The following is a 24,729-nucleotide window of genomic DNA, read 5'->3' as shown; positions in this document are numbered from 1 at the left end:
GTTTGAGAACTCAGTTGACCTATCAGTGAACTGCCGTGCATCGCGGCAGAGCCGGCCATCGCTGCCCGAAAAGCGGGCAGTCGCGCGGCGCCATCGGCGGGGGACTGCACAAACCTTGTGCCGGATCGGGGCGCATGGGCTTTCTGATCGGGACACGGAACTGCTGCAACGCAGAAAGAAGGTGCAGGAAAGATGATGAGACCTACCGCGATCAAACCTCTGATCCCGGCGCTTGCGCTGCCTCTGATCGGGCTGGCGCTGCCGGCCCTCGCGCAAGAGGCCGAGGCCGTCGCCACCGTCGCAGAAACCGTCGCCCCCATCGTCGACAAGGGGGACACAACCTGGATGATGCTTTCGGCGATCCTGGTCATGGCGATGACCATTCCGGGGCTGGCGCTGTTCTATGGCGGTCTGGTGCGGGCCAAGAACATGCTGTCGGTGCTGATGCAGGTGCTGACCATCTTTTGCGTGATGGTGCTCTTGTGGGTCTGCTTCGGCTATTCGCTGGCCTTTACCGGGGCCGGTTCTGCCGAGGATGCGACGGCGCTGACGCCGTTCATCGGGGGCTTGTCCAAGGCGTTCCTGTCCGGCGTGAACACCGCCTCGCTGGCCGAGACCTTCACCACCAATGTCTTTGTGCCGGAATATGTCTTTGTCGTGTTCCAGATGGCCTTCGCCTGTATCGCCTCGGCGCTGATCGTGGGGGCCACGGTCGAGCGGATGAAGTTTCCGGCGATCCTGCTTTTCGTGGTGATCTGGTTCATCTTTTCCTATCTGCCGATGGCGCACATGGTCTGGTGGTGGGGCGGCCCCAGCGCCTATGACGCGCCGGCGGGCTTTCTGTTCGGTCATGGCGATCTGGACTTTGCCGGTGGTACGGTCATCCATATCAACGCAGGCGTCGCCGGGCTGGTCGCGGCGCTGGTCGTCGGTCCCCGCCTTGGCTATGGGCGCGAATTGATCGCGCCGCATAACCTGACCTTCACCTTTATCGGCGGCTGTCTCTTGTGGATCGGCTGGTTCGGGTTCAACGCCGGCTCGAACATGGAGGCCACGGGCATCGCCGCCATGGCGATCGTGAACACCGTCGTCGCCACCGCTGCCGCCACGCTGGCCTGGGCCTTTGGCGAATGGGTGTTGCGGGGCCATCCCTCGCTTTTGGGCGGGGTTTCGGGTGCCATTGCCGGTCTGGTCGCGATCACGCCGGCGGCGGGTTTCGTCGGTCCGATGGGGGCCATCGCCATGGGGCTGATCGCGGGGCTGGCCTGCATGTGGTTCGTCATCAGCGTGAAGGCGAAGCTGGGCGTCGACGAAAGCCTTGACGTCTTTGGCATCCACGGTGTCGGCGGCATCATCGGCGCCATCCTGACCGGGGTCTTTGCCTCACCCTCGCTGGGGGGATCGGGCATCTATGATTACGCGACCGAGGCGGTGGCCGCCAATTACAGCATCCCCGATCAGGTGATGACCCAAACGCTGGGCGTGATCGTGGCGGTGATCTGGTCGGCGGTGGTGTCCTATGCCGCGCTGATGATCGTCAAGGCACTGATTGGGCTGCGCGTGCCCGCCAGCGACGAACGTCAGGGTCTGGACATCACCACCCATGGCGAGAACGCCTATAACAGCTGAGGATCGCGGCCTCTGAAACGACAAAGCCCGGGGCAGGCCCCGGGCTTTTTCATATCCGCGCCGGTCACGCGATCAGGCGACGCGCGCGACCACGAAATCCGCCAGATCGGAAAGCTGATCGCGGATCGGATGCGGCGGCAACACCGCCAGGGCCGTCCGCGCCCGCGCCACCCAGTCCAGCGCATCGCCCCGCGCCGCCGCAAGCGCGCCATGGCGCGCCAGCAGCGCCAGCGCCTGTTCCAGATCGCCCTCGCGCTGATCGCCCTTTTCGATGGTGCGCTGCCAGAAGGCGCGTTCCTCGGCCGAGGCGGCGGCCACGGCCTTGATCACCGGCAGGGTCAGCTTGCGTTCCCGGAAATCGTCGCCGACATTCTTGCCGATGGTTTCGGTCATGCCGCCATAATCGAGAATGTCGTCCACGATCTGAAACGCGATCCCCAGCGCGTCGCCATAATCGAACAGCGCCTGCACCTGTTCCGGGGTGGCATCGGCCAGCACGGCGCCGGATTCCGTCGCCGCCGAGAACAGTGCCGCCGTCTTGCCGCGCACCACCTGCAAATAAATCTGTTCATCCGTGGCCAGATCCTGCGCGGCGGTCAGTTGCAGCACCTCGCCCTCGGCGATGGTGGCGCTGGCATTGGCCAGAATGTCCAGAATGCGCAGCTTGCCCGGCTCGACCATCAACTGAAAGGCGCGGGCGAAGAGATAGTCGCCGACCAGCACGCTGGACTTGTTGTCCCAAAGCAGGTTCGCCGTCGGCCGGCCGCGCCGCTGCCGGCTTTCATCGACGACATCGTCATGAAGCAGGGTCGCGGTGTGGATGAATTCGACCGTCGCCGCCAGATGGATGTGATAAGGCCCCGGATAGCCCAGCAGCCGTGCGGCGGCCAGCACCAGCATCGGGCGCAGCCGTTTTCCCCCGGCCTCGACCAGATGGGCGGTCACCTCGGGGATGCGGGGCGCGTGACGGCTGGCCATGCGTTCACGGATCAGCGCGTTGACGGCCTCCATATCCCCGGCGAGTTCCGCGGCCAAGCGGTCGAGCGGCTTCGAGACGTTTTCGTTCATGCCCATTTGCCATTCCCTTTCGCCGCAAGCCATTGCCATGCCATGGACACATGCGCAACCGCCGCTTAACTTTCCCATGACATGAAAGAGCTTTTGCGCACCACTGACCCGCTTTTGATCACCCGCGTCACCGACTTGCTGGAGGGCGAGGGCATTGCCGCCTTTCCCTTGGACCAGCATATGAGCGTGCTCGAGGGATCCCTGGGGATTCTGCCCCGCCGGCTTATGGTCGCGGACCGCGATCTGTTCATGGCGCGCGCCATCCTGCGCGATCATGACATTGTCCATGAATGATGCGGAATGCCCCCCAAATGACCCTGCGGCCCAAGCGATGAGCCCGCTGCGCGAGGATGGCTTTCTGGGCGGGCGGCTGCGCATCGCCCAGCCGGTGCGCGGCTATCGCGCCGGGGCCGATGCGGTGATGCTGGCGGCGGCCTGTCCCGCGCGGGCGGGGGAGAGCGTGCTGGAACTGGGCTGCGGGGCAGGGGTGGCGATGCTGTGCCTGGCGCTGCGCGTGCCGGGAATCGCGCTCAGCGGCCTTGAGGTACAGGCGGAATATGCCGATCTGGCGCGACGAAATGCCGCCGCCAATGGCATTCCCGCCCGGATCCATGAAGGCGATCTGACCGAGATGCCGGCTGAACTGCGCGCCGTCGCATTCGATCACGTGATCGCCAATCCCCCCTATTTCACCGCCGGCACCACCGCGCCCGAAACCGGGCGCGGCCTTGCCCGCCACGAGGTGACGCCCATGGCCGCCTGGATCGATGCCGCCTTGCGCCGCCTGCGGCCCGGCGGGGGGCTGACGCTGATCCAGCGCGCAGACCGGCTGGATGCGATTCTGTCGGGTCTGGAAAGGCGTGCGGGCGCGATCACAATTCTGCCAGTGGTTGCACGCGCGGGGCGCGATGCGGGGCGGGTGATCGTGCGTGCGCGCAAGGGTGCGCGGGGGCCGCTGCGGCTGCTATCCCCCTTTGTCATGCACGAAAATCTGTCACATTCCGCCGATGCCGAGGACCTCACACCGGCCGCGCAGGCGGTTTTGCGCGAGGCTGCGGCACTTTGACAATCTGAACTGATTTTCCGGTGACAATGTGACGATTCTGTGCTGCAATCGCCTCGTTAGATCAATCCTAGAGGAGGACGGAATGTCGGTTGAATCCCATGTTCAGGAGCTTCGCCGTAAACACCAGTCATTGTCTAACGCCATCGAGGCCGCCGCGCGCAGCCCGGGTGTGGATGACCTCAGCATCTCTCAGATGAAAAAGGAAAAACTGCGCCTCAAGGAAGAGATCACCCGCCTGTCGCATTGACAGCCAAAGGGCGGAGCGTCTGATCGCATCCGGCCCGGAAACGGAACAGAAAACGGCCCGCGATTTTCGCGGGCCGTTGCATTTTTGGTGTCTGCGGAGTTAGCCGAAGAATTGGCCGCCATTGGCGCTGATGGTCGAGCCGGTGATAAAGCCCGCATCCTCGGATGCCAGAAAGACCACCACGCGCGCGATTTCCTCGGGCTCACCCAGACGGCCGACGGGGATTTGCGGGATGATGCGTTCGGCCAGCACCTTTTCATCGATGGCGCGCACCATTTCGGTGCCGATATAGCCGGGCGCGATGGCATTCACGGTGATGTTGGCGCGCGCGCCTTCCTGCGCCAGGGCGCGGGTAAAGCCGATATCGCCGGCCTTGGCGGCCGAATAATTGGCCTGTCCGGCCTGACCCTTCTGACCGTTGACCGAGCTGATATTGATGATGCGGCCGAATTTGCGGTCGCGCATGCCGCCCCAGACCGGGTGCGTCATGTTGAAAATGCCGCTCAGATTGGTGTCGATGACCTCTTTCCACTGCTGGGGGGTCATCTTGTGGAACATCGCGTCGCGGGTGATGCCGGCATTGTTGACCAGCACGGCGATGGGGCCAAGTTCGGCCTCGACGCGGCTGATGCCGTCGGCGCAGGCGTCGTAATCGGCGACCGACCATTTATAGGTCTTGATGCCGGTTGCCTCGGTAAAAGCGCGGGCCGCGTCGTCATTGCCGGCGTAATTGGCGGCAACGGTATATCCCGCATCTTTCAGCGCCGTCGAAATCGCCGCGCCAATCCCGCGCGAGCCGCCGGTCACAAGGGCCACTTTTGCCATTTCTTCCCCTCCAAGGTTTGTCATTGAAATTATGCTAGCCAGAGGTTTTTGCGCGCGCAAGATAATTGCGCGCGCCTTTCGCGGGGATCAGCGCTCGACGCAAAGCGCGACGCCCATGCCGCCGCCGATGCACAGCGTGGCCAGACCTTTTTTGGCGTCGCGACGCGCCATTTCGAACAGAAGCGTGTTGAGAATCCGCGCCCCCGAGGCACCGATCGGGTGACCGATGGCGATGGCGCCGCCATTGACGTTGACGATGGCCGGGTCCCAGCCCATGTCGCGGTTCACGGCGATGGCCTGGGCTGCAAATGCCTCATTCGCCTCGACCAGATCCAGATCGGCGACCTTCCAGCCGGCCTTTTCAAGGGCGCGGCGACTGGCCGGAATCGGACCCGAGCCCATGATCGCCGGATCGACGCCGGCCGTGGCATAGGATGCGATGCGGGCCAGTGGCGTCAGGCCACGGCGGGCGGCCTCATCCTCGGTCATGACCAGCACCGCGGCGGCCCCGTCGTTCAGGCCCGAGGCGTTGCCGGCGGTGACGGTCCCGTCCTTGGTGAAGGCGGGCTTGAGCTTTTGCATCGCCTCAAGCGTGGCGCCGTGGCGGATATATTCGTCGCTGTCGACGACGGTGTCACCCTTGCGGCCCTTGACGGTGACGGGGGTGATCTCATCCTTGAATTTGCCGGCATTGTGCGCGGCCTCGGCCTTGTTCTGCGAGGCGACGGCGAATTCGTCCTGTTCCTCGCGGCTGATTCCCCATTTCGCGGCGACGTTCTCGGCCGTCTGGCCCATGTGGTAATTGTTGAACGCGTCCCAGAGGCCGTCCTTGATCATCGTGTCCAGAAGCTTCATGTCGCCCATCTTCTGGCCCGCGCGGATATGGGCGGCATGGGTGGAAAGCGACATCGATTCCTGCCCGCCCGCGGCGACGACGGTGGCATCGCCCAAAAGCACCTGCTGCGCCGCCAGCGCCACCGAGCGCAGTCCCGAGCCGCAGACCTGGTTGATCAGCCAGGCCGCGGATTCGCGCGGATAGCCGGCATGGATATGGGCCTGGCGGCCGGGATTCTGGCCCTGCGCGGCGGTCAGCACCTGGCCCAGAATGGTTTCGGAAATCTCGGACGGGTCGATGCCAGCGCGCTCGACGATGGCTTTCAGAACCGTGGCGCCAAGCTCATGCGCGGGCACATTCGCGTATGAACCAAGAAAACTTCCTACCGGCGTGCGGGCGGCTGAGACGATTACGGCTTTGGTCATGGCGAAATCCTTCCCTTGATGTCCGGTCATACCGGGTTCAGGGAACTGTTCGCCATTTCATTCCATAAGGTCAAGCCGGCTCGGCGCCGGATCGCGACGACCCCTGAGCCGCCGCCAGATCACTGTCGGATCACTGCCGGATTACTGCCGTTTGGCGGCAGAGTTGGGGGATTTCCACGGCGGCACGATGGTCGGCGCGCCGAAGTAATACCCCTGCATGCAGTCGATCCCCATATCGATCACGAAGGCCGCGTCATCTGCGGTTTCGACTGATTCCGCGACCGTGAACATGTCGAAATGATGGGCGATGGATTGCAGCGCGCGGGTCAGCACCTGATTATCGCGATGCTGCGAGATTTCGCGGATGAACTGTCCGTCGATCTTGATCATGTCAAAGCAGAAATCGCGCAGGTAACGGAACGAGGTATAGCCCGCACCGAAATCGTCCAGGGCGAAGCTGACGCCATGCCCTTGCAATTCCTGCATGAAACGGCCGACCAGCTCGGGCATGCCCATGGCCGAGCTTTCGGTGATCTCAAGGATCAGCCGCTCGGCGACACGCTCATCCTCGGCGATGCCGGCGCGTAGGGTTTGCAGCCATGCGGGATAGCCGATCGAGCGCGCCGACATGTTGATCGACAGCCGCATCGAGGGTTCTTCGGACAGCGCCTTGAGGCCCAGCGACAGCGACAGGCAGTCAATCTGCCGGCCCAGTTCGGTGGTCTCCGCCAGCGGCATGAAATCGCGCAGGGGCACGATGCGCCCGGTTTCGTCGATGATGCGGATCAGCCCTTCGTGAAAGGCGGGGGCGTCGGTGCGGTCGGATTGCACCACCGGTTGATAGGCCAGCACGGCATCGCCGCGTGACACCGCCCGCCGGACGGTCGCCATCGTGATGCGCGATTGTTGATCCACCGCGAAATCCAGCGGAGAGCCGAATTCCGGGCCCGAATCGATTTTGTCGGTCATGCCAAGACTCCTTCTTCCGCCGCAGTCTGGCGATCATCCCCTAAGATCGGGTAAACCCAAGGGGGTTTCTGGACTCGAGGTTAACGGAACATGACTGATACCCCCCAGCGCTGCGCGTGGTGCGGCACCGATCCGCTATATGTGGACTATCACGATACCGAATGGGGGGTGCCGGAATACGATTCGCGCGCCTTGTGGGAAAAACTGGTTCTGGACGGGTTTCAGGCCGGGCTGAGCTGGATCACCATCCTGCGCAAACGCGACGATTTCCGCGAATGCTTCGAGGGCTTCGACCCCGAGCGCGTCGCCCGCTGGGGCGAAGCGGAGATTCTGCGCGCCCTGCAAAACCCCGGGATCGTCCGCCATCGCGGCAAGATCGAGGCGGCGGTGACCGGCGCGCGCGCCTATCTTGAGATCGAGGCAGCCGAGGGGTTTTCCCCCTTTATCTGGTCCTTTGTCGGCGGCCGGCCCATCCAGAACGCCCTGACCTCGATGGCCGAGGTGCAGGCCAGGACCGCCGAATCCGATTCTATGTCCAAGGCATTGAAAAAGCGCGGTTTCAAGTTCTGCGGCCCGGTCATCACCTATGCCTTCATGCAAGCCTGCGGACTGGTCAACGATCACATGATCCATTGCCCGCAGCACGCCCGCGTCAAGGCGCTGTCGCCTGCCGGATAAGCGTTTTCGACGCCTCGGATGCCCAGTCGGCGCCACCGATCAGGCGCGCGATCTCATTGCCGTCGCGGTCGATCAGCACCGTCACGGGCATCCCCAGAACACCCATTTCGCGGGCCAGCCCCTGACGCGGATCCAGCAGCACGGGCAGGTTCCGGATCCCGGCCTCGGTCAGGAATTTTGTGATCGCGGGGGGCGGGTTATGGCCTGCGGCAATGGCCACGACCTGAAAATCCTCGCCGCCCAGTTCCGCCTGCAATGCGTCGAGCGAGGGCATTTCCTCGCGGCAGGGGGCGCACCATGTCGCCCAGAAATTCAACAGCACCACCTTGCCGCGATAATCGGCCAGCGAATGAGTGCCGCCCTCGGGGTCGGTGAAGGCGGTCGCCGGGACCGGGGTGGGCGTTGTCTGCGCCAGCTTGGCCAGACCGCCGTCATGCGCCGCCTGCCAGTCGATTTCCCCGGCCAGCGCGGCATTTGCACCAATCCCCAGTGCCGTATAAAGAACCAGCCAACGCAGCATTTCATCCCCCCGAAGGATCAAGTCATGACCGAGCAGCCCGCCAGCACCGCCAACCAGATGTGGGGTGGACGTTTCGCCGCCGGCCCGGACGCGATCATGGAGGCGATCAATGCCTCGATCGGATTCGACCAGCGGCTCTATGCCCAGGACATCCGGGGCAGCCGCGCCCATGCGGCGATGCTGGCCGCACAAGGCATCATCAGCGATAGCGATGCCAAGGCCATCGGGGAAGGCCTTCTCACGGTCTTGTCAGAGATCGAGAAGGGGGATTTCCCGTTTTCGACCGCGCTCGAAGACATTCACATGAACGTGGAATCGCGTCTGAAAGAGGTGATCGGCGAGCCGGCGGGGCGGCTGCACACCGCGCGGTCCAGAAACGATCAGGTGGCGACCGATTTCCGGCTCTGGGTGCGCGATCAATGCGACGCGGCGATTTCGGGGCTGGACGCGCTGATCCGCGCGGCACTGGCGCAGGCCGAGGCCGGCGCCGATTGGGTCATGCCCGGCTTTACCCATCTGCAAACCGCGCAGCCGGTGACCTGGGGCCACCACATGATGGCCTATGTCGAAATGTTCGGCCGCGACCTGTCGCGGTTTCAGGATGCGCGCAAGCGGATGAACGAATCACCCCTTGGCGCGGCGGCGCTGGCCGGGACGGGCTTTCCCATCGACCGCCATGCGACGGCGCAGGCGCTGGGGTTCGATCGGCCGATGGCCAACAGCCTCGATGCGGTCAGCGACCGGGATTTCGCGCTGGAATACCTGTCCTCGGCGGCGATCTGTGCGGTGCATCTGTCGCGGCTGGCCGAAGAGCTGGTGATCTGGTCCTCGGCGCAGTTCCGCTTCGTGACCATGTCGGACCGCTTTTCCACCGGCTCGTCGATCATGCCGCAAAAGAAAAACCCCGACGCGGCCGAGCTGATCCGCGCCAAGATCGGGCGCATCCTTGGCGCCGCCGTGGCGCTGTTCGTGGTGATGAAGGGCCTACCCTTGGCCTATTCCAAGGACATGCAAGAGGACAAGGAACAGGTCTTTGACGCGAGCGACAACCTGATGCTGGCGCTGGCGGCGATGACCGGGATGCTGTCCGATCTGGTCGCGAACCGTGACCGGCTTGAGGCGGCGGCGGGCGCGGGCTTTTCGACCGCGACCGATCTGGCCGATTGGCTGGTGCGCGAGGCGGGGCTGCCCTTCCGCGATGCCCATCACGCGACCGGCGCGCTGGTCGCCATGGCCGAGAAACGCGGCGTCGACTTACCCGACCTGACGCTGGATGAAATGCGATCCGTTAACCCCGCGATTACCGGGGATGTCTATAAGGTGCTGGGCGTGCATAATTCGGTCGCCTCGCGCACAAGCTATGGCGGCACGGCGCCGGCGCAGGTCCGCGCCCAGATCGCCCGCTGGAAGGAGAAACTGGCATGATCCGTATCACGCTTGCCGTTCTGGTGCTGACGCTTGCGGGCTGTGGCGCGGATGGCCCGCCCACGCGGCCCGGACCCGCGCCCGAACCGCAACCCGGCATCGCCGTCAGCGGAGAGGCGCGGATCGGTGTCGTCTCGACGCTTTGAGACGCGGCAGGTGTCGTCTCGGCGCTTTGCTCTGACGCCCTTGCGGCTTGTCTGGCTTGGGCTGGCGTTGCTGGGCGCGGCCGTCGCGCTGTGGCGCGGCGAATGGCTGTGGCAGGATGCGCGCGCGACCGAGATCGTGGCGCAGATCGCCCTGGCGATCTGGTGCCTGGTCGAGACCATGGTGCGCCGCAACCGCGCCGCTCTGTTGACCCTGCCGGCGCTTGGGCTGGGGATCGGTTGCGCGCTGCCGCTTTATCTTTTCATCCGCTCAAGCAGGATCGTCTGATGGATTACTTCAACTATGTGGACGGCTGGCTTCACGCCGAGGAGGTGCCCCTTGCCCGCATCGCCGAGGCTGTGGGGACGCCCGTCTATGTCTATTCGGCGGCCACGCTGACCCGGCATTTCAAGCTGTTCCAGCAGGCGTTGGAATGGACCGATCACCTGGTCTGTTTCGCGGTCAAGTCGAACTCGAACCTTGCCGTGCTCAAGCTGCTGGGCGATCTGGGCGCGGGCATGGATATCGTTTCGGGCGGGGAATATGCGCGGGCGCGGGCCGCCGGCGTTCCGGGGGAACGGATCGTCTTTTCCGGTGTCGGCAAGCTCGAATCCGAGATGCGCATGGCGCTGGAGGGCGGCATTCGCCAGTTCAACGTCGAATCCGAGCCGGAACTGGAGCTGCTGTCGCGCGTCGCCCATTCCATGGGCCTGCGCGCGCCCATCGCCATCCGTGTGAACCCGGATGTGGATGCGAAAACCCATGAAAAGATCGCGACCGGCAAGTCCGAGAACAAGTTCGGCATCCCCATCGCCCGCGCGCGCGAGGTCTATGCCGCCGCCGCCCGGTTGCCCGGGATCGAGGTCGTGGGGATCGACATGCATATCGGCAGCCAGCTGACCGATCTGGAACCTTACCGTCAGGCCTATGCCAAGATGGCGGATCTGACGCGCGCGCTGCGCGCGGATGGCCATGATATCCGCCGGCTGGATATGGGCGGGGGCCTGGGTATTCCTTACCGGCGCGACAACAATGCGCCGCCCCTGCCGATCGAATACGGGCAGGTGATCCGCGAGGCGGTGGGGGATCTGGGCTGCGAGATCGAGATCGAGCCGGGGCGCAATATCTCGGGCAATGCCGGGATTTTGCTGAGTTCTGTGATCTATCTGAAAGAGGGCGAGGGGCGCGATTTCCTGATCCTTGACGCGGCCATGAACGACCTGATCCGCCCGGCCATGTACGCGGCGCATCACGATATCGTCCCGGTGCGCGAGGCGGCGCCGGGCACGGATGTGGTGCGTTTCGACGTGGTGGGTCCCGTGTGCGAGACCGGCGATACCTTTGCCAAGGGCGTCGATCTGCCGGGGTTGGCGGCGGGCGATCTTGTCGCGTTCCGGTCGGCAGGGGCCTATGGCGCGGTGATGGCGTCCGAGTATAATTCGCGTCCGCTGGTGCCCGAGGTTCTGGTCCGAGGCGATCAATTCGCTGTCATTCGCCCAAGGCCGACACTTGAGGAAATGCTGGGACGCGATACCATCCCGGAATGGCTTTGATCGGATCCTATTGCAGCGTGGTCACCGGGGGTTTCACACCCCCGGACCCCCGTGGGATATTTTTCCATGAAAGAAGGGCAAGGGCGTGACGGCGCGGCGGGACGTTGAATTCGCGGCGCGCGCGGTCGGGCTGACCCGTGCCGGGATGTGGTGGGAGGCTGCTGCAAGGGCCTTTTGGCGGCTGGGGGTTTTTCTGGCCGTGCTGTTCGCCGCGCTGGCGTTTGGGGCGACCGAGCTTTTGGCGACGCGGCTTTTGCCCTGGGCGCTGGGGATTGCGGTGCTTGCGGGGCTGTTGCTGGCCGGCTGGGGATTGCGGGGGTTCCGGCGGCCGACGCGTGCCGACGCGCAGGCGCGGGTTGACCGGACCTTGCCCGGGCGGCCGCTTTCGGCGCTGAGCGATCAGGTCGCGGTAGGTGCCGGGGATGACGGTTCGGCCGGGCTTTGGTCGGCGCATCTGGCGCGGATGGCGCAGGCGGCGGCAGAGGCGCGCGCGGTGCGTCCCGATGCGCGGCTGCGCTGGCGCGATCCGGCGGGTCTGCGGTTGCTGGGGCTTGCGGCGGTGGTGATGGCGCTGATCTTTGCGCCGACCGGGCGCTTTGGGCAGGGCATCGCCGCATTGGGGGCGAGTTTCCGGCCCATGTCCGAGCGCCGTTCCGATGTCGCGCCCGCCCCGGTCTGGGAAGGCTGGGCCGAGCCGCCGGCCTATACGCGGCGCCCGACCATTTATCTGAACGCGCTGCCCGAGGGGCAGGTTCTGGAATTGCCCAAGGGCAGCAGGATCAGCTTTCGGTTCTATGGGGATGGCGTCGATCTGAAACAGGATATTTCCGCCGGAATGGCCGGGGATCCGGCCACCGCGCCGCAATTCGTCGCCGAACGGGACGGGATGATCGAGGTCGCCGGACGGCGGTTCGATATTGCCGTATTGCCCGACGCGCCGCCGCAGGTTCAGCCGGGCGTGGCGCCCGATCGCCGGGCCGATGGCCGCCTGGTGCAGGAATTTTCCGCCAGCGACGACAATGGCGTGACCGGCGGGCGGGCGGTGATCACGCTTGATCTGGGGGCGGTCGACCGGCGGTTTGGTCTGAAGTCCGCGCCCGAACCGCGCGAGGATATCACGCTTGAGCTGCCCTTGCCGGCCTCGGGCAATCGCAAGGAGGTGCGGGGCCGTCTGACCGAGGATCTGTCGCGTCATCCATGGGCGAACCTGCCGGTCAGGGTGTCGCTGAGCGTGAGCGACGGGATCGAGCAGGAGGGGCGGTCGGCCCCAATGGCGATGGTGTTGCCGGGGCGGCGCTTTTTCGACCCGCTGGCCGCGGCGCTGATCGAATTGCGGCGCGATCTGCTTTGGTCGCGGGGGAATGCGCCCGAGGCGGCGCAGATGCTGCGCGCTGTCAGCTGGCAACCCGACGGGTTGATGGATGAAGAGCTTTATGGCGGGCTGCGTGGTGTGGTCACGACGCTTGAGGCCGGGCCGTTGAGCGAAGAGACGCGCAACCGGTTGGCGCAGGTGCTGTGGGATGCTGCCGTCGCGCTTGAGGATGGCGGGCTTGCCGATGCCTTGCAGCGCATGCAGCAGGCGCAGGAGCGGCTGTCCGAGGCGATCCGCAACGGCGCCAGCCCCGACGAGATCCAGCGCCTGATGGACGAATTGCAGCAGGCGACCGACCAATATATCGACATGCTGGCCCAGCAGCAGGGCGAGGATCCCGCACAGCGTTTCGACCGCTCGCCGCGCGAACAGAACCAGCAGATCACCGGCGATCAGATCCAGCAGATGATGGACGAGATCCAGCGGCTGATGAATGAGGGCCGCATGGCCGAGGCGCAGGAGCTGCTGGAACAGTTCAACCGCATGATGCAGAACCTTCAGGTGACCAACAGCAGCGACCCATCCGGTTCGGGACGGTCGGGGCGCATGGGCGAGCTGGCCGAGACGCTGCGTGATCAGCAAAAGCTGGCCGATGAGGCGATGCGGCAGATGCAGGACCAATATGGCCAGTGGCAGCCGCCGGGCCAGCAAGGTCAGGACCAGCAGGATCAGGGTCAGGGAGAGGCGCGGCAGGATCAGGACGGCCAGGGTCAGGATACCCAGAATCAGAATGGGCAGAATCAGGGGGCCGGGAATCAGAATGGTCAGGACCTTGCCGGGCAACAGCGCGAGCTGCGCGAAAGGCTGGGCCGGCAGCGCGGGCTGTTGCCCGGTCGCGGCACCGAACAGGGGGATCAGGCCCGGCGCGATCTGGACGAGGCCGGGCGCGCGATGGAACAGGCCGAACAGGCGCTGCGCGATGGCGATAACGGCGCCGCGATGGAGCGGCAGGCCCAGGCGATCCAGTCCATGCGCGAAGGCATGCGCGCGCTGGGCGATATGATGGCCCAAGAACAGCAGGGACAGCAGGGCCAACCGCAGCAGGGCAACCAGCAGAACGGGCCGCAGGGGCCGGCGGGCGATCCGAATGGCCAGCGCGGGCTGGCGCAGCCCTGGTCGCAACAGCCCCAGACCGATCCTCTGGGCCGCGCGCTTTCGGGTGATGGCGGAACCATCGTGGGCAATGAGCCGCTGGCCGAAGGGGGCGATCCGTCGCGCAAGGCCCGCGATCTTCAGGACGAGATCCGCCGCCGCGAGGCCGAGCGCCAGCGCCCGCGCGACGAACGTGATTATCTTGGCCGGTTGCTGGAAAACTTCTGATCGTGGCGCAGGTCCGGCCCCGGCATGAGGCCGGGGCGCCCGATCCGTGCGGTGCGGGGGCTAGTCCTCGGTCGCCGGGTCAAAGATGCGGTCATGCAGCCACAGCCTGCCGCGATCGATTTCCTGACGCCACTCGCCCAAAACGCCCCCCATGACCCCGGCGGGCACCCGTGGCGCCAGCGCATAGACCGTGACGATCCCCAAACCGAGCATGGCCGCAAGGCCGAACCCGGTTGCATAGCCGGAGCCGTGCCGGGCGGGCGTCGCCGGGGCCGTGAAGGGGCCGGTATCCATGCCGGGGACGGGGGGTGCCGATGCCTCGGTCGGGGGCGGCGCTTCGATTGCGGCCTCGGTCGCGGTTTCGGTCGTGGCGGGGGACGGCCCGCTGCGCGTCAGGGTCGCGGCCAGCTCGGCCGCATCGGGCAGGGTGGGGGCCGGGGTTTCCTCTTCAGCCGGCGCATCCTCGGGCGGTTCCTGTTCCGTCCGTTCGGATATGAGCGCGCTCTGTTCTTGCGCGGCCGGGACCGGCGGCCGGTCCGTGGCGCCCGGACGGACCGCCTCGGTCAGGGTGGTCGCGGGCCAGTCGTGATCGCCGGGCGCGGATGTGGGGGGCGCGGATGCGGGGGGCGCCCCTGCATCCCTGTTCGCGATATTTTGATCTGTGTCCTCATCCCCGGTCTCGGCATCGCTGCCGGAAGCGGCCCCGGCGGGCGGGGTGCCGGTGCGGGCCTGCAATTCGCGCGCGGTTTCTTCGCGCAGGATCGACAGGATCGACTCGTTCAGCGGCCGGTTCAGCATCGGGCGCGCCGCCGGATCATAGGGCGCGGCGGCCTTGCCCGCGCCGGGCTGATGCCAGACATGGGCGCAGGCCGAGCATTCCACCTCGCGTCCGGCGACGGGGATGGCCGATTCCGCGATCTCGTACTGGGCTCCGCAGCGTGGGCAGGTCAGGCGCATGAACGGGTCCCTCGGGCAATATTGCGGTGTCAATCTTGGGCGGCGTCAATGGTGCGGGCGTCTCGCATTCGCCGCAGGACTGTTCTATCAAGCCACGAACCGCGCGCCAAGCAGGCCGCTGGCAAAGGAGTCGACCGTGATCGAGATGCAGAACCTGTCCTTCGGCTATAGCGGCGGCGATCCGCTGCTGGCCGATATGACGCTTAGCCTGCAACCGGGATCGTTCCATTTTCTGACCGGGCCGTCCGGGGCGGGCAAGACCACGTTTCTGCGGCTGTGCTTTGCCGATCTGCTGCCGACGGCGGGGCGGATGTCGGCATTCGGTCAGGATGTGCGCGCGCTCAGCCGCGATGGCATCGCCGGGCTGCGCCGCCGGGTGGGCGTGGTCCATCAGGATCCGCAGTTTCTGGACCATCTGCCGGTGGCCGAGAACATCGCCCTGCCGCTGATGGTCGCCGGCCATCAGATCGACATGGCGGCGCTGGGCGATCTTTTGGCCTGGGTCCAGCTTGGCGGCCATGCCCGCGCCATGCCGCCCGAGCTTTCGGGCGGCGAACGCCAGCGCGCGGCGCTTGCGCGCGCCGTCATCATGTCGCCCGACCTGATCGTCGCGGATGAGCCGACGGGCAATCTTGACTGGGACATGTCGATGCGACTGCTGCAATTGCTGATCGAGCTGAACCGTTCGGGCAAGGCGGTTCTGATCGCGACCCATGACCTGAACCTGATCCGCGCCGCCAAGCAACAGGTGCAGGCGCGGGTGCTGCGCATCGCCGGCAAGCGGCTGCAACTCGCGGGGGCGGACCTGTGAAGAAACCGGACCTGAAATCGCTTGATCTTGCGGCGCTGTGGCGGGGCCTGACCCGGCCCGATACCGCCGGGGCCGACCGCGTGGTGCCGCCGACCGGCTTTACCGCGCAGCTGACGCTGTTTTCCGCCGCCGCCATGGCCTTTCTGGCGGTGTTCGCGCTGGCGCTGGCGCTGGCCACGGGGCGGCTGGCGGAACGCTGGTCGACGGAGCTGGCGCAGACGGTGACCGTGCGCGTCTCGGCCCCCGCCGATCAGATCGACGCCCAGACCGATGCGGTGATGGCCGCGCTCAAGACCACGCCCGGCATCGCCGAGGCCACGCTTTTGCCCGATTCCGAGGTCGAAAAGCTGCTTGAGCCGTGGTTCGGCCCCGATGTCCCGGTCGAGGCCCTGCCGGTGCCGCGCCTGATCGAGGTGACCGAGGCCGATGAGGGCTTTGACGCCGACGCGCTGCGCCTGCGGCTTCAGGGCGAGGCGCCGGGGGCGGTGCTGGACGACCATACCCGTTGGCGTCAGCCGCTGGTTTCGGCGGCCAACAGGCTGCGGATGCTGGGGCTTTTCTCGCTGTTGCTGATCGCGGCGGCGGCGGCGGCGATGATCACGCTGGCGGCCAAGGCGGCGCTGGCGGCGAATGGACAGGTGATCCGGGTGCTGCGTCTGATCGGGGCGCGTGACATCACCATTGCCACGGCCTTTGTGCGCCGCTTTACCCGTCGCGCGGCGATGGGGGCGGCGGCGGGCACCGGGCTGGGAATGCTGGCGGTCTGGGCCTTGCCTTCGGTCGATCAGGCGGGCGGCTTTCTGACCGGGCTTGGCTTTCAGGGCTGGGGCTGGCTTTTGCCACTGCTGATCCCGGTTCTGGCCGCCGTGATCGGCTTTGCCGCCACCCGCTGGGCGGCGCTGCGCATGCTGCGCGAGGTGCGTTGATGAACCGCTATCATCCGCGCCCGCCCTCGATCCTGGATTGGCCGCGCACGCTGATCTATTACCTTTACATCGCGCTGGCGACGATCGTCTTGGGGCTTTGGGGCCTGCCGCAGGGGTTGCGGGGCCGGGCGCAGGCCAACCATGTCGCCACCGTCTGGCTGGGCCAGATGATGGGCGCGGCCCGCGTCATCCTTGGCCTGCGGGTCGAGCTGCGCGGCACGCCGCCCGCCGGCGATTGCCTGATCGCGGCCAAGCATCAAAGCTTTCTGGATATTCTTGCGCTGGCGCAGGCCTGTCCGCGCCGCGCCTTCGTGATGAAGCGCGCGGTCCTCAACGTGCCGATCATGGGCTGGTTCGCGCGCAAGGTCGGCTGCATCCCCATCGACCGCGCCAAGGGCAAAGAGGCGCTCAAGCAGATCATCACCGAGGTCGAGACCGCCATGGCCAGCCCCGAGGGCCTTGGCCAGCTGGTCTTTTACCCCGAAGGCACGCGCACGCGGCCGGGCCACAGCCTGCCCTATAAGCACGGCGTCGGCTCGATCCAGCGCGCGACCGGGCTGCCCATCGTGCCGGTGGCGGTCAATTGCGGCATGTTCTGGCCCAAGCGCGGCTTTCCGATCCGGGGCGGCACCACGGTGATCGAATTCCTTCCCGTCCTGCCGCCGGGCGAACGCGCCGGCGCGGTGATGGAGGTCCTTTACGAACAGATCGAACCCGCCAGCCTGCGGCTTTACGCCGAGGCGGGCGGTGAGCCGGTGGTGGCTGAAGCCCAGCCATGAGGCGCGTGCATCTGCGCATCCTTGGTTTTGTGGCAGGTGTTGGGATTGCGCTTGGCGCACTGCTCGCGGTGGAATGGGCGCGCGCTGTTCCAAGAACCGAGCTGCTGGTATTTTTTGAACGGCAAGGTTGTGTAATCGGTCCGGCGACGCGGGGCGCCGCCCGCGATGCCGGGTTCTCCGACGCGGATATCGATGCGCTGGCGCGCCGCACCCGCCTTGTCGGCCGGGCTGAGACACAGCGCGACTGGCTGGTTCTTGCGCCGGAAATCTGCACCATCCGCCCTCCCGCGATCAAGGCGACCCTGCATCTGGGCGATCCGGGCTTGGGCGCGTATTTCGCCGCGCACTTTTCCGGCGCGGGTGTGGTGCGCCCAGGCTGCTCTCTTGATCTTGGAGCCACGGTCCTTGCTGCGCAGAAGCAATTTGGCTGGGATCGTGACCGGGCAATGCTTGAAGCCACGCGTCTTGTCGGAGCCGCGCTTGTTTCGGGTGAGATGGCCTTTTACTCGGCCGATCCCAATATCGTGCCGGCCGGGCTTTGGCTGATGACCGGTGAATGCGCCAAGCTTCCGGCACAGGCCGCCATCCGGCAAAGCCACGAATTCCTGATGCGGGAGTTCGATTCGCTGGTCCGGTTTGCGGGTTCGGTCACAGTTTGCGAGAAGGGCGCCCTAACCGAGCCGGCGCTGATCCGGGCAAAGGCCGAAAAGCTTTGGGGCGGGCAAGGCGGAAACGCCTGGCTTTTTGCCGAACTGCGATGGATTGCTGAAGCCGCTGGCTGGTACGGCGATCTTTTGGCGCGCGACATCGGCACGCCGCGCCCGCCCTTTTGCCACTACGAATAGTCGCCCGGGCGCGGCTGCTGGACAAATCCCCGGTGCTTGGTCAAAGCTGTCGGCGAACAGGACCGGGGGGATCATGCATCGGCTGACGGCGGACGATCTTGCGCGTATTTATGGCACGCCCGCGCCGGCCGCGCTGCGCAAGGTCGCGGATCACGTCACGCCCGAATATGCGCGGCTGATCGAGGCCGCGCGCTTTTGCGTGCTGGCGACGTCGGGGCCAAAGGGCGTCGATGCCAGCCCGCGCGGCGATGACGGGCCGGTGGCGCGGCTTCTGGATCCGCATCATGTCGCGCTGCCCGACTGGCACGGCAACAACCGCATCGATTCCATCGCCAATATCGTCGCCGATGGCCGCGCCAGTCTGATGTTCATGATCCGCGGCTCGGCCACGGTGCTGCGTCTGCGCGGGACGGCGTGGGTGACCGATGATGTGCAATTGCGCACAAGTTTTGCGCGCGGCGAAAAACTTCCGCGCACGGTCATTGTCTTGCGCCCGTCCGAGGTTTACTTCCAATGCGCCCGGGCGGTAAAGCGCGCCGGATTGTGGGACGGGGGCGACGAATCCGCCGGCCTGCCCACACCGGGCGAAATCCTGTCCGCATTGACCTTGGGTGAGGTCGGCGGAAAAACCTATGACGCCGAATGGCCAGAACGCGCCGCCCGCAGCATGTGGTAGGCCCCGGCCCGATTGACCTGACCGAAGGAGGGCGCATGCGTCCGATCATCGAAATCGACCATCTTTCGAAACGCTATGACAGCGGCACCGTGGCGCTGAATGACGTTTCGCTGAATATCAACGAGGGTGAGATCCTTGCGCTGCTGGGCCCTAATGGCGCCGGCAAGACGACGCTGATCTCGATCATCTGCGGGCTGGTGGTGCCGACGGGCGGCACCGTGCGCGTGGGGGGCCACGACATCCGCACCGACTGGCGCGCGGCGCGCAAGATGATCGGGCTTGTGCCGCAGGAAATCCTGCTCGAGCCGTTCGAAAAGGTCATCGACTGCGTGCGGTTCACCCGCGGCCTTTATGGCGAGCCCCCGGACGAGGCCTATGTCGAACAATTGCTGCGCAGCCTTGCGCTGTGGGACAAGCGCGATGCCCGCACGCGCGAATTGTCGGGCGGCATGAAACGCCGGGTGCTGATCGCGAAGGCGCTGTCGCACCGGCCCAAGGTGCTGTTTCTGGACGAACCCACCGCCGGCGTCGACGTGGCTTTGCGGCGCGAGATGTGGGTGGTGATGCGCGACCTCAGCAAGCAGGGCGTGACCATCATCCTGACCACGCATTACCTGGAAGAGGCCGAGGACATGGCCGACCGCATCGGCGTGATCAATCACGGCCAGCTTTTGCTGTGTCAGCCCAAGGACGAGCTGATGGGCGAATTCGGCAAAAAGCACCTGACCATCCAGCTGGATCAGCCGCTGATCGCATTGCCCCGGGCGCTCAAGGGGCGCGGGCTGACCCTGTCGCCCAGCGGCCATGCGCTGGGTTACGATTACGACACCCGGGCCGAGCGCACGGGCATCGCGCGGCTTCTGGCGGATCTGGCCGATGCCGGGATCTCGGTCAGGGACGTCTCGACCAAGCAAAGCAGCCTCGAGGAAATCTTTATCTCTCTGGTCGAGGAGCCGCAGGCATGAACTGGCGTTCCATCCGCGCGATCTATGGCCATGAGATGGCGCGTTTCTTCCGCACGATCTGGCAATCGCTGGCCTCGCCGGTGCTGTCGACGGTGCTTTATTTCGTGGTCTTCGGCGCGGCCATCGGCGGCCGCATCCAGTCCGTCGAAGGGGTGGCCTATGGCGCCTTTATCGTGCCGGGGCTGATGATGCTGACGGTGTTGCAGCAATCGGTCAGCAATGCCAGCTTTGGCATCTATTTCCCGAAATTCTCGGGCACGATCTATGAATATCTGGTCGCGCCCACCGGCTGGATCGAGGTCACGCTGGGCTTTGTCGGCGCCGCCGCCAGCAAGGCCGTTCTGATCGCGCTGGTGATCCTTTTGACCAGCTTCTGGTTCAACGGCGTCCATATCGCGCATCCGTTCTGGATGGTGGCGTTTCTGGTGCTGACGGCGACGGCGTTTTCGATGCTCGGCTTTATCATCGGGCTTTGGGCCAAGAATTTCGAACAGCTTCAGATCGTGCCGATGATGGTGATCACGCCGCTGACCTTTCTGGGGGGCGCGTTCTATTCGGCCAGCATGCTGCCGCCGTTCTGGGCGGGCGTGGCCAAGCTGAACCCGGTGCTTTATCTGGTTTCCGGGTTCCGCTGGTCGTTCTTCGGGCTGGCCGATGTGCCGGTGGGGCTGTCGATTTTCGCGGTCATGCTGACCATCGTCATCTGCATGGTGGCGATCCGCTGGATCTTTCTGACCGGCTGGCGGTTGCGCGAATAGGCCGACCAAGGCGTCACGCATCCGACATTTCGCTGCAACGGCATTGTCACGCCCCGGCATTAGCAGGGGCGTGATTTTTCTATGCGAAGGAACGAAAGATGCGCCTTTCCATTGCCGTGCTGGCCTGTGTCGCGGGCGTGGCCCAGCCCGCGCTGGCCCAGAATGCCCAGACCGAAGAAAGCTTTCCCGCCCGGCTGGCCGGTCACGCGCTGTTGCCGGCGATGACCATGGCCGCGCCGCCGGCGGATGCGCCGCGCGACCTGTGGATCTCGGGCAAGTTCACCGGCAAGACCCGTATCGAAACCCCGATGAGCGTGGCCGGCGACACCGGCGAAAAATATGGCCGCCACGGCACCGGCATCAGCCTTCCCTTCATTGGCCAGCCGGTGCAGGGCATGTCGGGGCTTGCCATGAACCGCGACCGCGATGGCGACTGGTTCGTGCTGACCGACAATGGCTTTGGCAGCAAGTTGAACAGCCCCGACGCCATGCTGTTTTTCCACCGCATGCGGCCCGATTTCGACGCCGGCACCGTCACCCGCACCGAAACGGTGTTCTTGCGCGATCCCGACCGCAAGGTGCCGTTCCGCATCGCCAATGAGGGCACCGAGAGCCGCTATCTGACCGGCGCCGATTTCGATCCCGAAAGCATCCAGATCCTGAACGATGAAATCTGGATCGGCGAGGAATTCGGCCCCTCGATCCTGCGTGTCGCCCGCGATGGCCGGGTGCTGGGGGTCTTTGCGACCGAACTGGACGGCGCCGTGCTGAGCGGTCCCGACACGCCCGGCACCACCGTTCCCGCCCAGCCCGGCGCGGATTTCCGCGTCCAGCGTTCCGGGGGATACGAAGGCATGGCCTTGCAGCCGGGCACCAACCTGCTTTGGGCGATGCTGGAAAAGCCGCTTCTGGGCAATGACGGCCAGCCCGAGGGCGACTTTCTCCGGGTGATGACCTTTGATCCGGCGAAACCCGGCTGGACCGGCGACAGCTATCGCTTCCGGCTGGCCGAGGGGGCGACCGCGATCGGGGATTTCAACTTTATCGACGAGAGCCGCGCGCTGGTGATCGAACGCGACAATGGCGAAGGCGACGCGGCGAAAGCCTGTGCCGAGGGTGCCGATCCGGCGGACTGCTATCCGCAGCCGGCGCGGGTCAAGAACGTCGTGCTGGTCGATACCGCCAGCATCGACGAGCAAGGCTATATGCGCCGGATCGGGCATGTGAATCTGCTCGATATCGCGGATCCGGATGGCAAGGCCCGGCTGGGCGGCGCGGCGGGGCAGGGGGTGTTCAGCTTTCCCTTTTTCACCATCGAGGATGTGGCGCGGGTCGATGACAGCCACATCATGGTCGCCAATGACAACAACCTGCCCTTTTCCGGCGGGCGCGAGATCGGCCGGGCGGCCGATAACGAATTCATCCTGTTGTCGGTGCCCGAGCTTTTGGGCGCCAAATAACCCGCGCCCGCATCCCGCATGAAGAAGGCCCGCCCCCGACCGGGGCGGGCCATTCATCCTTATGCGCTGGTCCGTGGCCTATTCGGGGGGAAGTTCGGTGCATTCCTGGGCCGGGGCCTCGGTCATGGTGTCGGTCAGTGTCGCGGCCTCGCCCTTGCTCCACCATTCATGCGCGCCCGAGACATAGCGTACGCCCGAGGCGCTGACGACCTGGACAAAGACCCGCTCGCTGCCGGCGACCGGGATCAATGCCAAGTTGTTTTCGTTCGCATTGACATATTGCATATCAAAGGGCGCGCCGCCGTCGCAGGAATAGCGTGCGGTGACGATATTGGCGTCCGGGCCGGTTTCAAGCTGGATGTTGAGGGTGGCGCCGCTTTGGGCCGGGGCGCCGGCGCCAAGGGCGATCAGGCCAAGGCCTGCGGCGGTGATGCTGCGAAACAGGGTCATGGTCGATACTTTCAGGGATCGTTAACGGGGATCAGTTCTTGCAAAGCCGCGTCTGCGGGTCCAGCCGGACATATTCCTTGGCCGAGATCTTTTGCATCTTCAGCGAATGTTTCCAGGTCGAATTCCACCGCGCCAGAATGCCGTTGCGGTAATAGCGGGCCATGATTTCGTCGACCAGCGGCGGGATGATGGTGGTGTTGGGAATGCGCGGCGCGTGAAAGCCGACCGTGGCGCCGGGACCAAGGCAGGCATTGGGCAGCGTGATCAGAATCGTGCAGGCCGACCGGCAATAGCCCCGGATCTCGACCCGGCGGCCGCTCGCGGCCAGCTTGTTGCGGTATTGCACGGTGTCGAGCACATTGCCGCCGCGATGGTTCCAGATCTGGATCGGCTTGCCCTGTGGCGCGGCCTCGGCCACGGGCGGATTGGTCGAAACACAGGCGGCAAGGGTCAGCGCAAGGGCGAGGGCGGTGGATACGCGGGTCAAGGTGATCATCGTTCTCATGGCTGGCGTGGGGCGGGCGGGCCGCTTGGGCAGATTGCACGCACTAACGCGCAAACATAAATGACGTTCCGGTGTGGTGGGGGTTTTCGCATCACCGCTTAACAACCGCCGCGCCCCGCATTATATCCCGGCCATGAGCCAGAACCCGCCCCAGCTACGCCCCGACCTTGCCCCCGCGCCGGTATTCGACGCGGCCCCCCGCGATGGCCAGCCGACCATCGGCATGGTCAGCCTTGGCTGCCCCAAGGCGCTGGTCGACAGCGAACGCATCCTGACCCGTCTGCGGGCCGAAGGCTATGCCATCAGCCCCGATTACAAAGGCGCGGGCGCGGTGATCGTGAACACCTGCGGCTTTCTGGACAGCGCCAAGGCGGAAAGCCTGCAAGCCATTGGCGAGGCGCTGGCCGAAAACGGCAAGGTCATCGTCACCGGCTGTCTGGGCGCGGAACCCGAATATATCACCGGCGCGCATCCCTCCGTGCTGGCCGTGACCGGGCCACAGCAATATGAACAGGTGCTGGACGCGGTCCATGTCGCCGTGCCGCCCAGCCCCGATCCGTTCATCGATCTTTTGCCGGCCAGCGGGGTCAAGCTGACGCCGCGCCATTACAGCTATCTCAAGATTTCCGAAGGCTGCAACCACGCCTGCAAATTCTGCATCATCCCCGACATGCGCGGCAAACTGGTCAGCCGCCCCGCCCATGCCGTGATCCGCGAGGCCGAAAAGCTGGTCGAGGCCGGGGTGCGCGAATTGCTGGTCATCTCGCAGGATACCAGCGCCTACGGCCTTGACCGCAAATTCGCGACCGAACGCGGCCACCGCGCCCATATCACCGATCTGGCCCGCGATCTGGGCAGCCTTGGCGCGTGGGTGCGGCTGCATTACGTCTATCCCTATCCGCATGTGCGCGACCTGATCCCGCTGATGGCCGCCCATGGGGAAACCGACGGGCTGGTGCTGCCCTATCTGGATATCCCGTTCCAGCATGCCCATCCCGATACCCTGAAGCGCATGGCGCGGCCGGCGGCAGCCGCCAGAACGCTTGACGAGATCGCGGCCTGGCGTGCGGCCTGCCCGGAAATCACCCTGCGCTCGACCTTCATCGTCGGTTACCCCGGCGAGACCGAGGCCGAGTTCCAGACCCTGCTCGACTGGCTCGACGAGGCGCAGCTGGATCGCGTGGGCTGTTTCCAATACGAAAACGTCAAGGGCGCGCGGGCCAACGATCTGCCCGACCATGTCCCGGACGAGGTCAAACAGGACCGCTGGGACCGCTTCATGGAAAAGGCGCAGGCGATTTCCGAGGCCAAGCTTGCCGCCAAGGTCGGCCAGAGGATCGAGGTCATCGTGGACGCGGTGGATGCCGACGGCGCCACCTGCCGGACCAAGGCCGACGCGCCCGAGATCGACGGCAACCTGTTCATCGACGAAGGTTTCGAGGACCTGACCCCCGGCGATATCGTCACCGTGACGGTGGACGAGGCCGGCGAATACGACCTTTGGGGACGGCTTTGATCCCC

27 protein-coding genes are annotated in these 24,729 nt (G+C 65.5%); 19 read left to right on the top strand and 8 right to left on the bottom strand.

The genetic code is table 11. From position 1 onward, the window contains the following. Nucleotides 1-195 precede the first annotated feature (195 nt). On the top strand, nucleotides 196-1,629 hold the full coding sequence (locus tag ACFOMH_RS02110) for an ammonium transporter (protein ID WP_374424180.1): 1,434 nt from the start codon (nucleotides 196-198) through the stop codon (nucleotides 1,627-1,629). 72 nt (nucleotides 1,630-1,701) lie between these two features. On the opposite strand, the gene ACFOMH_RS02105 is transcribed toward ACFOMH_RS02110, so the two are convergent. Then, nucleotides 1,702-2,703 (bottom strand): polyprenyl synthetase family protein, encoded by a 1,002-nt coding sequence (locus tag ACFOMH_RS02105; RefSeq protein ID WP_377742296.1) that lies wholly within the window; start codon nucleotides 2,701-2,703, stop codon nucleotides 1,702-1,704. Between the two features lie 75 nt (nucleotides 2,704-2,778). On the opposite strand from ACFOMH_RS02105, the gene ACFOMH_RS02100 reads away from it, so the two are divergent. The 3 genes from ACFOMH_RS02100 to ACFOMH_RS02090 all read left to right on the top strand — a co-directional run bounded on the left by ACFOMH_RS02100 (nucleotide 2,779) and on the right by ACFOMH_RS02090 (nucleotide 4,010). After that, on the top strand, nucleotides 2,779-2,991 hold the full coding sequence (locus tag ACFOMH_RS02100) for a putative signal transducing protein (RefSeq protein ID WP_374424087.1): 213 nt from the start codon (nucleotides 2,779-2,781) through the stop codon (nucleotides 2,989-2,991). 37 nt (nucleotides 2,992-3,028) lie between these two features. Next, nucleotides 3,029-3,763, top strand: coding sequence for a tRNA1(Val) (adenine(37)-N6)-methyltransferase (locus tag ACFOMH_RS02095; RefSeq protein ID WP_377742295.1), 735 nt, complete (start codon nucleotides 3,029-3,031; stop codon nucleotides 3,761-3,763). A gap of 82 nt (nucleotides 3,764-3,845) precedes the next feature. Next, nucleotides 3,846-4,010: a YdcH family protein gene (locus ACFOMH_RS02090; protein WP_377742293.1), complete on the top strand. Its 165-nt coding sequence runs from the start codon at nucleotides 3,846-3,848 to the stop codon at nucleotides 4,008-4,010. Nucleotides 4,011-4,109: 99 nt separating this feature from the next. On the opposite strand, the gene phbB is transcribed toward ACFOMH_RS02090, so the two are convergent. The 3 genes from phbB to ACFOMH_RS02075 all read right to left on the bottom strand — a co-directional run bounded on the left by phbB (nucleotide 4,110) and on the right by ACFOMH_RS02075 (nucleotide 7,064). Then, nucleotides 4,110-4,835: an acetoacetyl-CoA reductase gene (gene phbB, locus ACFOMH_RS02085; protein ID WP_374424093.1), complete on the bottom strand. Its 726-nt coding sequence runs from the start codon at nucleotides 4,833-4,835 to the stop codon at nucleotides 4,110-4,112. Nucleotides 4,836-4,922: 87 nt separating this feature from the next. Continuing rightward, nucleotides 4,923-6,095 (bottom strand): acetyl-CoA C-acetyltransferase, encoded by a 1,173-nt coding sequence (locus ACFOMH_RS02080; protein WP_377742292.1) that lies wholly within the window; start codon nucleotides 6,093-6,095, stop codon nucleotides 4,923-4,925. 141 nt (nucleotides 6,096-6,236) lie between these two features. After that, a complete protein-coding gene (locus ACFOMH_RS02075) occupies nucleotides 6,237-7,064 on the bottom strand; it encodes an EAL domain-containing protein (RefSeq protein WP_374424097.1) in 828 nt (275 codons plus the stop codon). A 90-nt stretch (nucleotides 7,065-7,154) separates the two neighbouring features. On the opposite strand from ACFOMH_RS02075, the gene ACFOMH_RS02070 reads away from it, so the two are divergent. Further along, nucleotides 7,155-7,742 (top strand): DNA-3-methyladenine glycosylase I, encoded by a 588-nt coding sequence (locus tag ACFOMH_RS02070; protein WP_377742290.1) that lies wholly within the window; start codon nucleotides 7,155-7,157, stop codon nucleotides 7,740-7,742. Here ACFOMH_RS02070 and ACFOMH_RS02065 read toward each other — a convergent pair. After that, nucleotides 7,717-8,259, bottom strand: coding sequence for a TlpA disulfide reductase family protein (locus ACFOMH_RS02065; RefSeq protein ID WP_374424182.1), 543 nt, complete (start codon nucleotides 8,257-8,259; stop codon nucleotides 7,717-7,719). The two genes, ACFOMH_RS02070 and ACFOMH_RS02065, sit on opposite strands and share 26 nt — an antisense overlap. Before the next feature lie 27 nt (nucleotides 8,260-8,286). On the opposite strand from ACFOMH_RS02065, the gene argH reads away from it, so the two are divergent. The 5 genes from argH to ACFOMH_RS02040 all read left to right on the top strand — a co-directional run bounded on the left by argH (nucleotide 8,287) and on the right by ACFOMH_RS02040 (nucleotide 14,076). Beyond that, nucleotides 8,287-9,687, top strand: a complete 1,401-nt coding sequence (gene argH, locus ACFOMH_RS02060; protein ID WP_374424101.1) for an argininosuccinate lyase — start codon at nucleotides 8,287-8,289, stop codon at nucleotides 9,685-9,687. Next, entirely contained in the window at nucleotides 9,684-9,833 is a 150-nt protein-coding gene (locus ACFOMH_RS02055) for a hypothetical protein (protein WP_374424103.1), read from the top strand. The genes argH and ACFOMH_RS02055 overlap by 4 nt, the downstream gene beginning before the upstream one ends. Nucleotides 9,834-9,843: 10 nt before the next feature. After that, the gene (locus ACFOMH_RS02050) at nucleotides 9,844-10,119 is read left to right on the top strand and encodes a DUF2834 domain-containing protein (RefSeq protein ID WP_377742287.1); all 276 of its coding nucleotides are present in this window, start codon (nucleotides 9,844-9,846) and stop codon (nucleotides 10,117-10,119) included. Then, nucleotides 10,119-11,384 carry a diaminopimelate decarboxylase gene (lysA, locus tag ACFOMH_RS02045; RefSeq protein ID WP_377742285.1) on the top strand — a complete coding sequence of 422 codons (1,266 nt, stop codon included), beginning with the start codon at nucleotides 10,119-10,121 and terminating at the stop codon, nucleotides 11,382-11,384. The genes ACFOMH_RS02050 and lysA overlap by 1 nt, the downstream gene beginning before the upstream one ends. Nucleotides 11,385-11,469: 85 nt before the next feature. Beyond that, nucleotides 11,470-14,076, top strand: coding sequence for a DUF4175 domain-containing protein (locus tag ACFOMH_RS02040; protein ID WP_377742283.1), 2,607 nt, complete (start codon nucleotides 11,470-11,472; stop codon nucleotides 14,074-14,076). Between the two features lie 60 nt (nucleotides 14,077-14,136). On the opposite strand, the gene ACFOMH_RS02035 is transcribed toward ACFOMH_RS02040, so the two are convergent. Beyond that, nucleotides 14,137-15,033: a zinc-ribbon domain-containing protein gene (locus ACFOMH_RS02035; protein ID WP_377742281.1), complete on the bottom strand. Its 897-nt coding sequence runs from the start codon at nucleotides 15,031-15,033 to the stop codon at nucleotides 14,137-14,139. Nucleotides 15,034-15,169: 136 nt separating this feature from the next. Between ACFOMH_RS02035 and ACFOMH_RS02030 the strand changes: the two genes are divergently transcribed. From ACFOMH_RS02030 to ACFOMH_RS01995, 8 genes are all read left to right on the top strand, one after another. Further along, nucleotides 15,170-15,844, top strand: a complete 675-nt coding sequence (locus ACFOMH_RS02030) for a cell division ATP-binding protein FtsE (protein WP_374424111.1) — start codon at nucleotides 15,170-15,172, stop codon at nucleotides 15,842-15,844. After that, the gene (locus ACFOMH_RS02025; protein WP_377742279.1) at nucleotides 15,841-16,770 is read left to right on the top strand and encodes a cell division protein FtsX; all 930 of its coding nucleotides are present in this window, start codon (nucleotides 15,841-15,843) and stop codon (nucleotides 16,768-16,770) included. Before ACFOMH_RS02030 ends, ACFOMH_RS02025 begins: the two co-directional genes overlap by 4 nt. After that, nucleotides 16,770-17,549 (top strand): lysophospholipid acyltransferase family protein, encoded by a 780-nt coding sequence (locus tag ACFOMH_RS02020; protein WP_377742277.1) that lies wholly within the window; start codon nucleotides 16,770-16,772, stop codon nucleotides 17,547-17,549. Before ACFOMH_RS02025 ends, ACFOMH_RS02020 begins: the two co-directional genes overlap by 1 nt. A 5-nt stretch (nucleotides 17,550-17,554) precedes the next feature. Further along, nucleotides 17,555-18,394 carry a hypothetical protein gene (locus ACFOMH_RS02015; RefSeq protein ID WP_377742276.1) on the top strand — a complete coding sequence of 280 codons (840 nt, stop codon included), beginning with the start codon at nucleotides 17,555-17,557 and terminating at the stop codon, nucleotides 18,392-18,394. Between the two features lie 73 nt (nucleotides 18,395-18,467). Further along, nucleotides 18,468-19,070 carry an MSMEG_1061 family FMN-dependent PPOX-type flavoprotein gene (locus ACFOMH_RS02010; RefSeq protein ID WP_377742275.1) on the top strand — a complete coding sequence of 201 codons (603 nt, stop codon included), beginning with the start codon at nucleotides 18,468-18,470 and terminating at the stop codon, nucleotides 19,068-19,070. A gap of 35 nt (nucleotides 19,071-19,105) precedes the next feature. Further along, nucleotides 19,106-20,035: an ABC transporter ATP-binding protein gene (locus ACFOMH_RS02005; protein WP_374424120.1), complete on the top strand. Its 930-nt coding sequence runs from the start codon at nucleotides 19,106-19,108 to the stop codon at nucleotides 20,033-20,035. Next, a complete protein-coding gene (locus ACFOMH_RS02000) occupies nucleotides 20,032-20,793 on the top strand; it encodes an ABC transporter permease (RefSeq protein ID WP_374424121.1) in 762 nt (253 codons plus the stop codon). Before ACFOMH_RS02005 ends, ACFOMH_RS02000 begins: the two co-directional genes overlap by 4 nt. A gap of 98 nt (nucleotides 20,794-20,891) precedes the next feature. Next, nucleotides 20,892-22,253 carry an esterase-like activity of phytase family protein gene (locus ACFOMH_RS01995; protein ID WP_377742272.1) on the top strand — a complete coding sequence of 454 codons (1,362 nt, stop codon included), beginning with the start codon at nucleotides 20,892-20,894 and terminating at the stop codon, nucleotides 22,251-22,253. A gap of 78 nt (nucleotides 22,254-22,331) precedes the next feature. Here ACFOMH_RS01995 and ACFOMH_RS01990 read toward each other — a convergent pair whose 3' ends face one another. Together ACFOMH_RS01990 and ACFOMH_RS01985 are read right to left on the bottom strand one after the other, a co-directional pair. Beyond that, nucleotides 22,332-22,703, bottom strand: a complete 372-nt coding sequence (locus ACFOMH_RS01990) for an MliC family protein (RefSeq protein WP_377742270.1) — start codon at nucleotides 22,701-22,703, stop codon at nucleotides 22,332-22,334. A gap of 31 nt (nucleotides 22,704-22,734) precedes the next feature. Continuing rightward, the gene (locus tag ACFOMH_RS01985; protein WP_374424125.1) at nucleotides 22,735-23,208 is read right to left on the bottom strand and encodes a hypothetical protein; all 474 of its coding nucleotides are present in this window, start codon (nucleotides 23,206-23,208) and stop codon (nucleotides 22,735-22,737) included. A 133-nt stretch (nucleotides 23,209-23,341) separates the two neighbouring features. Between ACFOMH_RS01985 and rimO the strand changes: the two genes are divergently transcribed. After that, nucleotides 23,342-24,724, top strand: a complete 1,383-nt coding sequence (rimO, locus tag ACFOMH_RS01980) for a 30S ribosomal protein S12 methylthiotransferase RimO (RefSeq protein WP_377742268.1) — start codon at nucleotides 23,342-23,344, stop codon at nucleotides 24,722-24,724. Nucleotides 24,725-24,729: the final 5 nt, after the last annotated feature.

Origin of the sequence: Paracoccus mangrovi (genome assembly GCF_042648425.1) — a bacterium.
In the GTDB taxonomy this organism is placed as follows: Bacteria; Pseudomonadota; Alphaproteobacteria; order Rhodobacterales; family Rhodobacteraceae; genus Paracoccus; species Paracoccus mangrovi.
The sequence above is the reverse complement of the archived record's forward strand: the minus strand, read 5'-3'. Positions and strand labels throughout refer to the sequence as shown.

What these genes read in the sequence shown, in the direction of transcription:
- ACFOMH_RS02110 (WP_374424180.1), top strand. Translation starts at nt 196, where the DNA reads ATGAGACCTACCGCGATCAAACCTCTGATCCCGGCGCTTGCGCTGCCT.
- ACFOMH_RS02105 (WP_377742296.1), bottom strand. Translation starts at nt 2,703, where the DNA reads ATGGGCATGAACGAAAACGTCTCGAAGCCGCTCGACCGCTTGGCCGCG.
- ACFOMH_RS02100 (WP_374424087.1), top strand. Translation starts at nt 2,779, where the DNA reads ATGAAAGAGCTTTTGCGCACCACTGACCCGCTTTTGATCACCCGCGTC.
- ACFOMH_RS02095 (WP_377742295.1), top strand. Translation starts at nt 3,029, where the DNA reads ATGAGCCCGCTGCGCGAGGATGGCTTTCTGGGCGGGCGGCTGCGCATC.
- ACFOMH_RS02090 (WP_377742293.1), top strand. Translation starts at nt 3,846, where the DNA reads ATGTCGGTTGAATCCCATGTTCAGGAGCTTCGCCGTAAACACCAGTCA.
- phbB (WP_374424093.1), bottom strand. Translation starts at nt 4,835, where the DNA reads ATGGCAAAAGTGGCCCTTGTGACCGGCGGCTCGCGCGGGATTGGCGCG.
- ACFOMH_RS02080 (WP_377742292.1), bottom strand. Translation starts at nt 6,095, where the DNA reads ATGACCAAAGCCGTAATCGTCTCAGCCGCCCGCACGCCGGTAGGAAGT.
- ACFOMH_RS02075 (WP_374424097.1), bottom strand. Translation starts at nt 7,064, where the DNA reads ATGACCGACAAAATCGATTCGGGCCCGGAATTCGGCTCTCCGCTGGAT.
- ACFOMH_RS02070 (WP_377742290.1), top strand. Translation starts at nt 7,155, where the DNA reads ATGACTGATACCCCCCAGCGCTGCGCGTGGTGCGGCACCGATCCGCTA.
- argH (WP_374424101.1), top strand. Translation starts at nt 8,287, where the DNA reads ATGACCGAGCAGCCCGCCAGCACCGCCAACCAGATGTGGGGTGGACGT.
- ACFOMH_RS02055 (WP_374424103.1), top strand. Translation starts at nt 9,684, where the DNA reads ATGATCCGTATCACGCTTGCCGTTCTGGTGCTGACGCTTGCGGGCTGT.
- lysA (WP_377742285.1), top strand. Translation starts at nt 10,119, where the DNA reads ATGGATTACTTCAACTATGTGGACGGCTGGCTTCACGCCGAGGAGGTG.
- ACFOMH_RS02035 (WP_377742281.1), bottom strand. Translation starts at nt 15,033, where the DNA reads ATGCGCCTGACCTGCCCACGCTGCGGAGCCCAGTACGAGATCGCGGAA.
- ACFOMH_RS02020 (WP_377742277.1), top strand. Translation starts at nt 16,770, where the DNA reads ATGAACCGCTATCATCCGCGCCCGCCCTCGATCCTGGATTGGCCGCGC.
- ACFOMH_RS02010 (WP_377742275.1), top strand. Translation starts at nt 18,468, where the DNA reads ATGCATCGGCTGACGGCGGACGATCTTGCGCGTATTTATGGCACGCCC.
- ACFOMH_RS02005 (WP_374424120.1), top strand. Translation starts at nt 19,106, where the DNA reads ATGCGTCCGATCATCGAAATCGACCATCTTTCGAAACGCTATGACAGC.
- ACFOMH_RS02000 (WP_374424121.1), top strand. Translation starts at nt 20,032, where the DNA reads ATGAACTGGCGTTCCATCCGCGCGATCTATGGCCATGAGATGGCGCGT.
- ACFOMH_RS01995 (WP_377742272.1), top strand. Translation starts at nt 20,892, where the DNA reads ATGCGCCTTTCCATTGCCGTGCTGGCCTGTGTCGCGGGCGTGGCCCAG.
- ACFOMH_RS01990 (WP_377742270.1), bottom strand. Translation starts at nt 22,703, where the DNA reads ATGACCCTGTTTCGCAGCATCACCGCCGCAGGCCTTGGCCTGATCGCC.
- ACFOMH_RS01985 (WP_374424125.1), bottom strand. Translation starts at nt 23,208, where the DNA reads ATGAGAACGATGATCACCTTGACCCGCGTATCCACCGCCCTCGCCCTT.
- rimO (WP_377742268.1), top strand. Translation starts at nt 23,342, where the DNA reads ATGAGCCAGAACCCGCCCCAGCTACGCCCCGACCTTGCCCCCGCGCCG.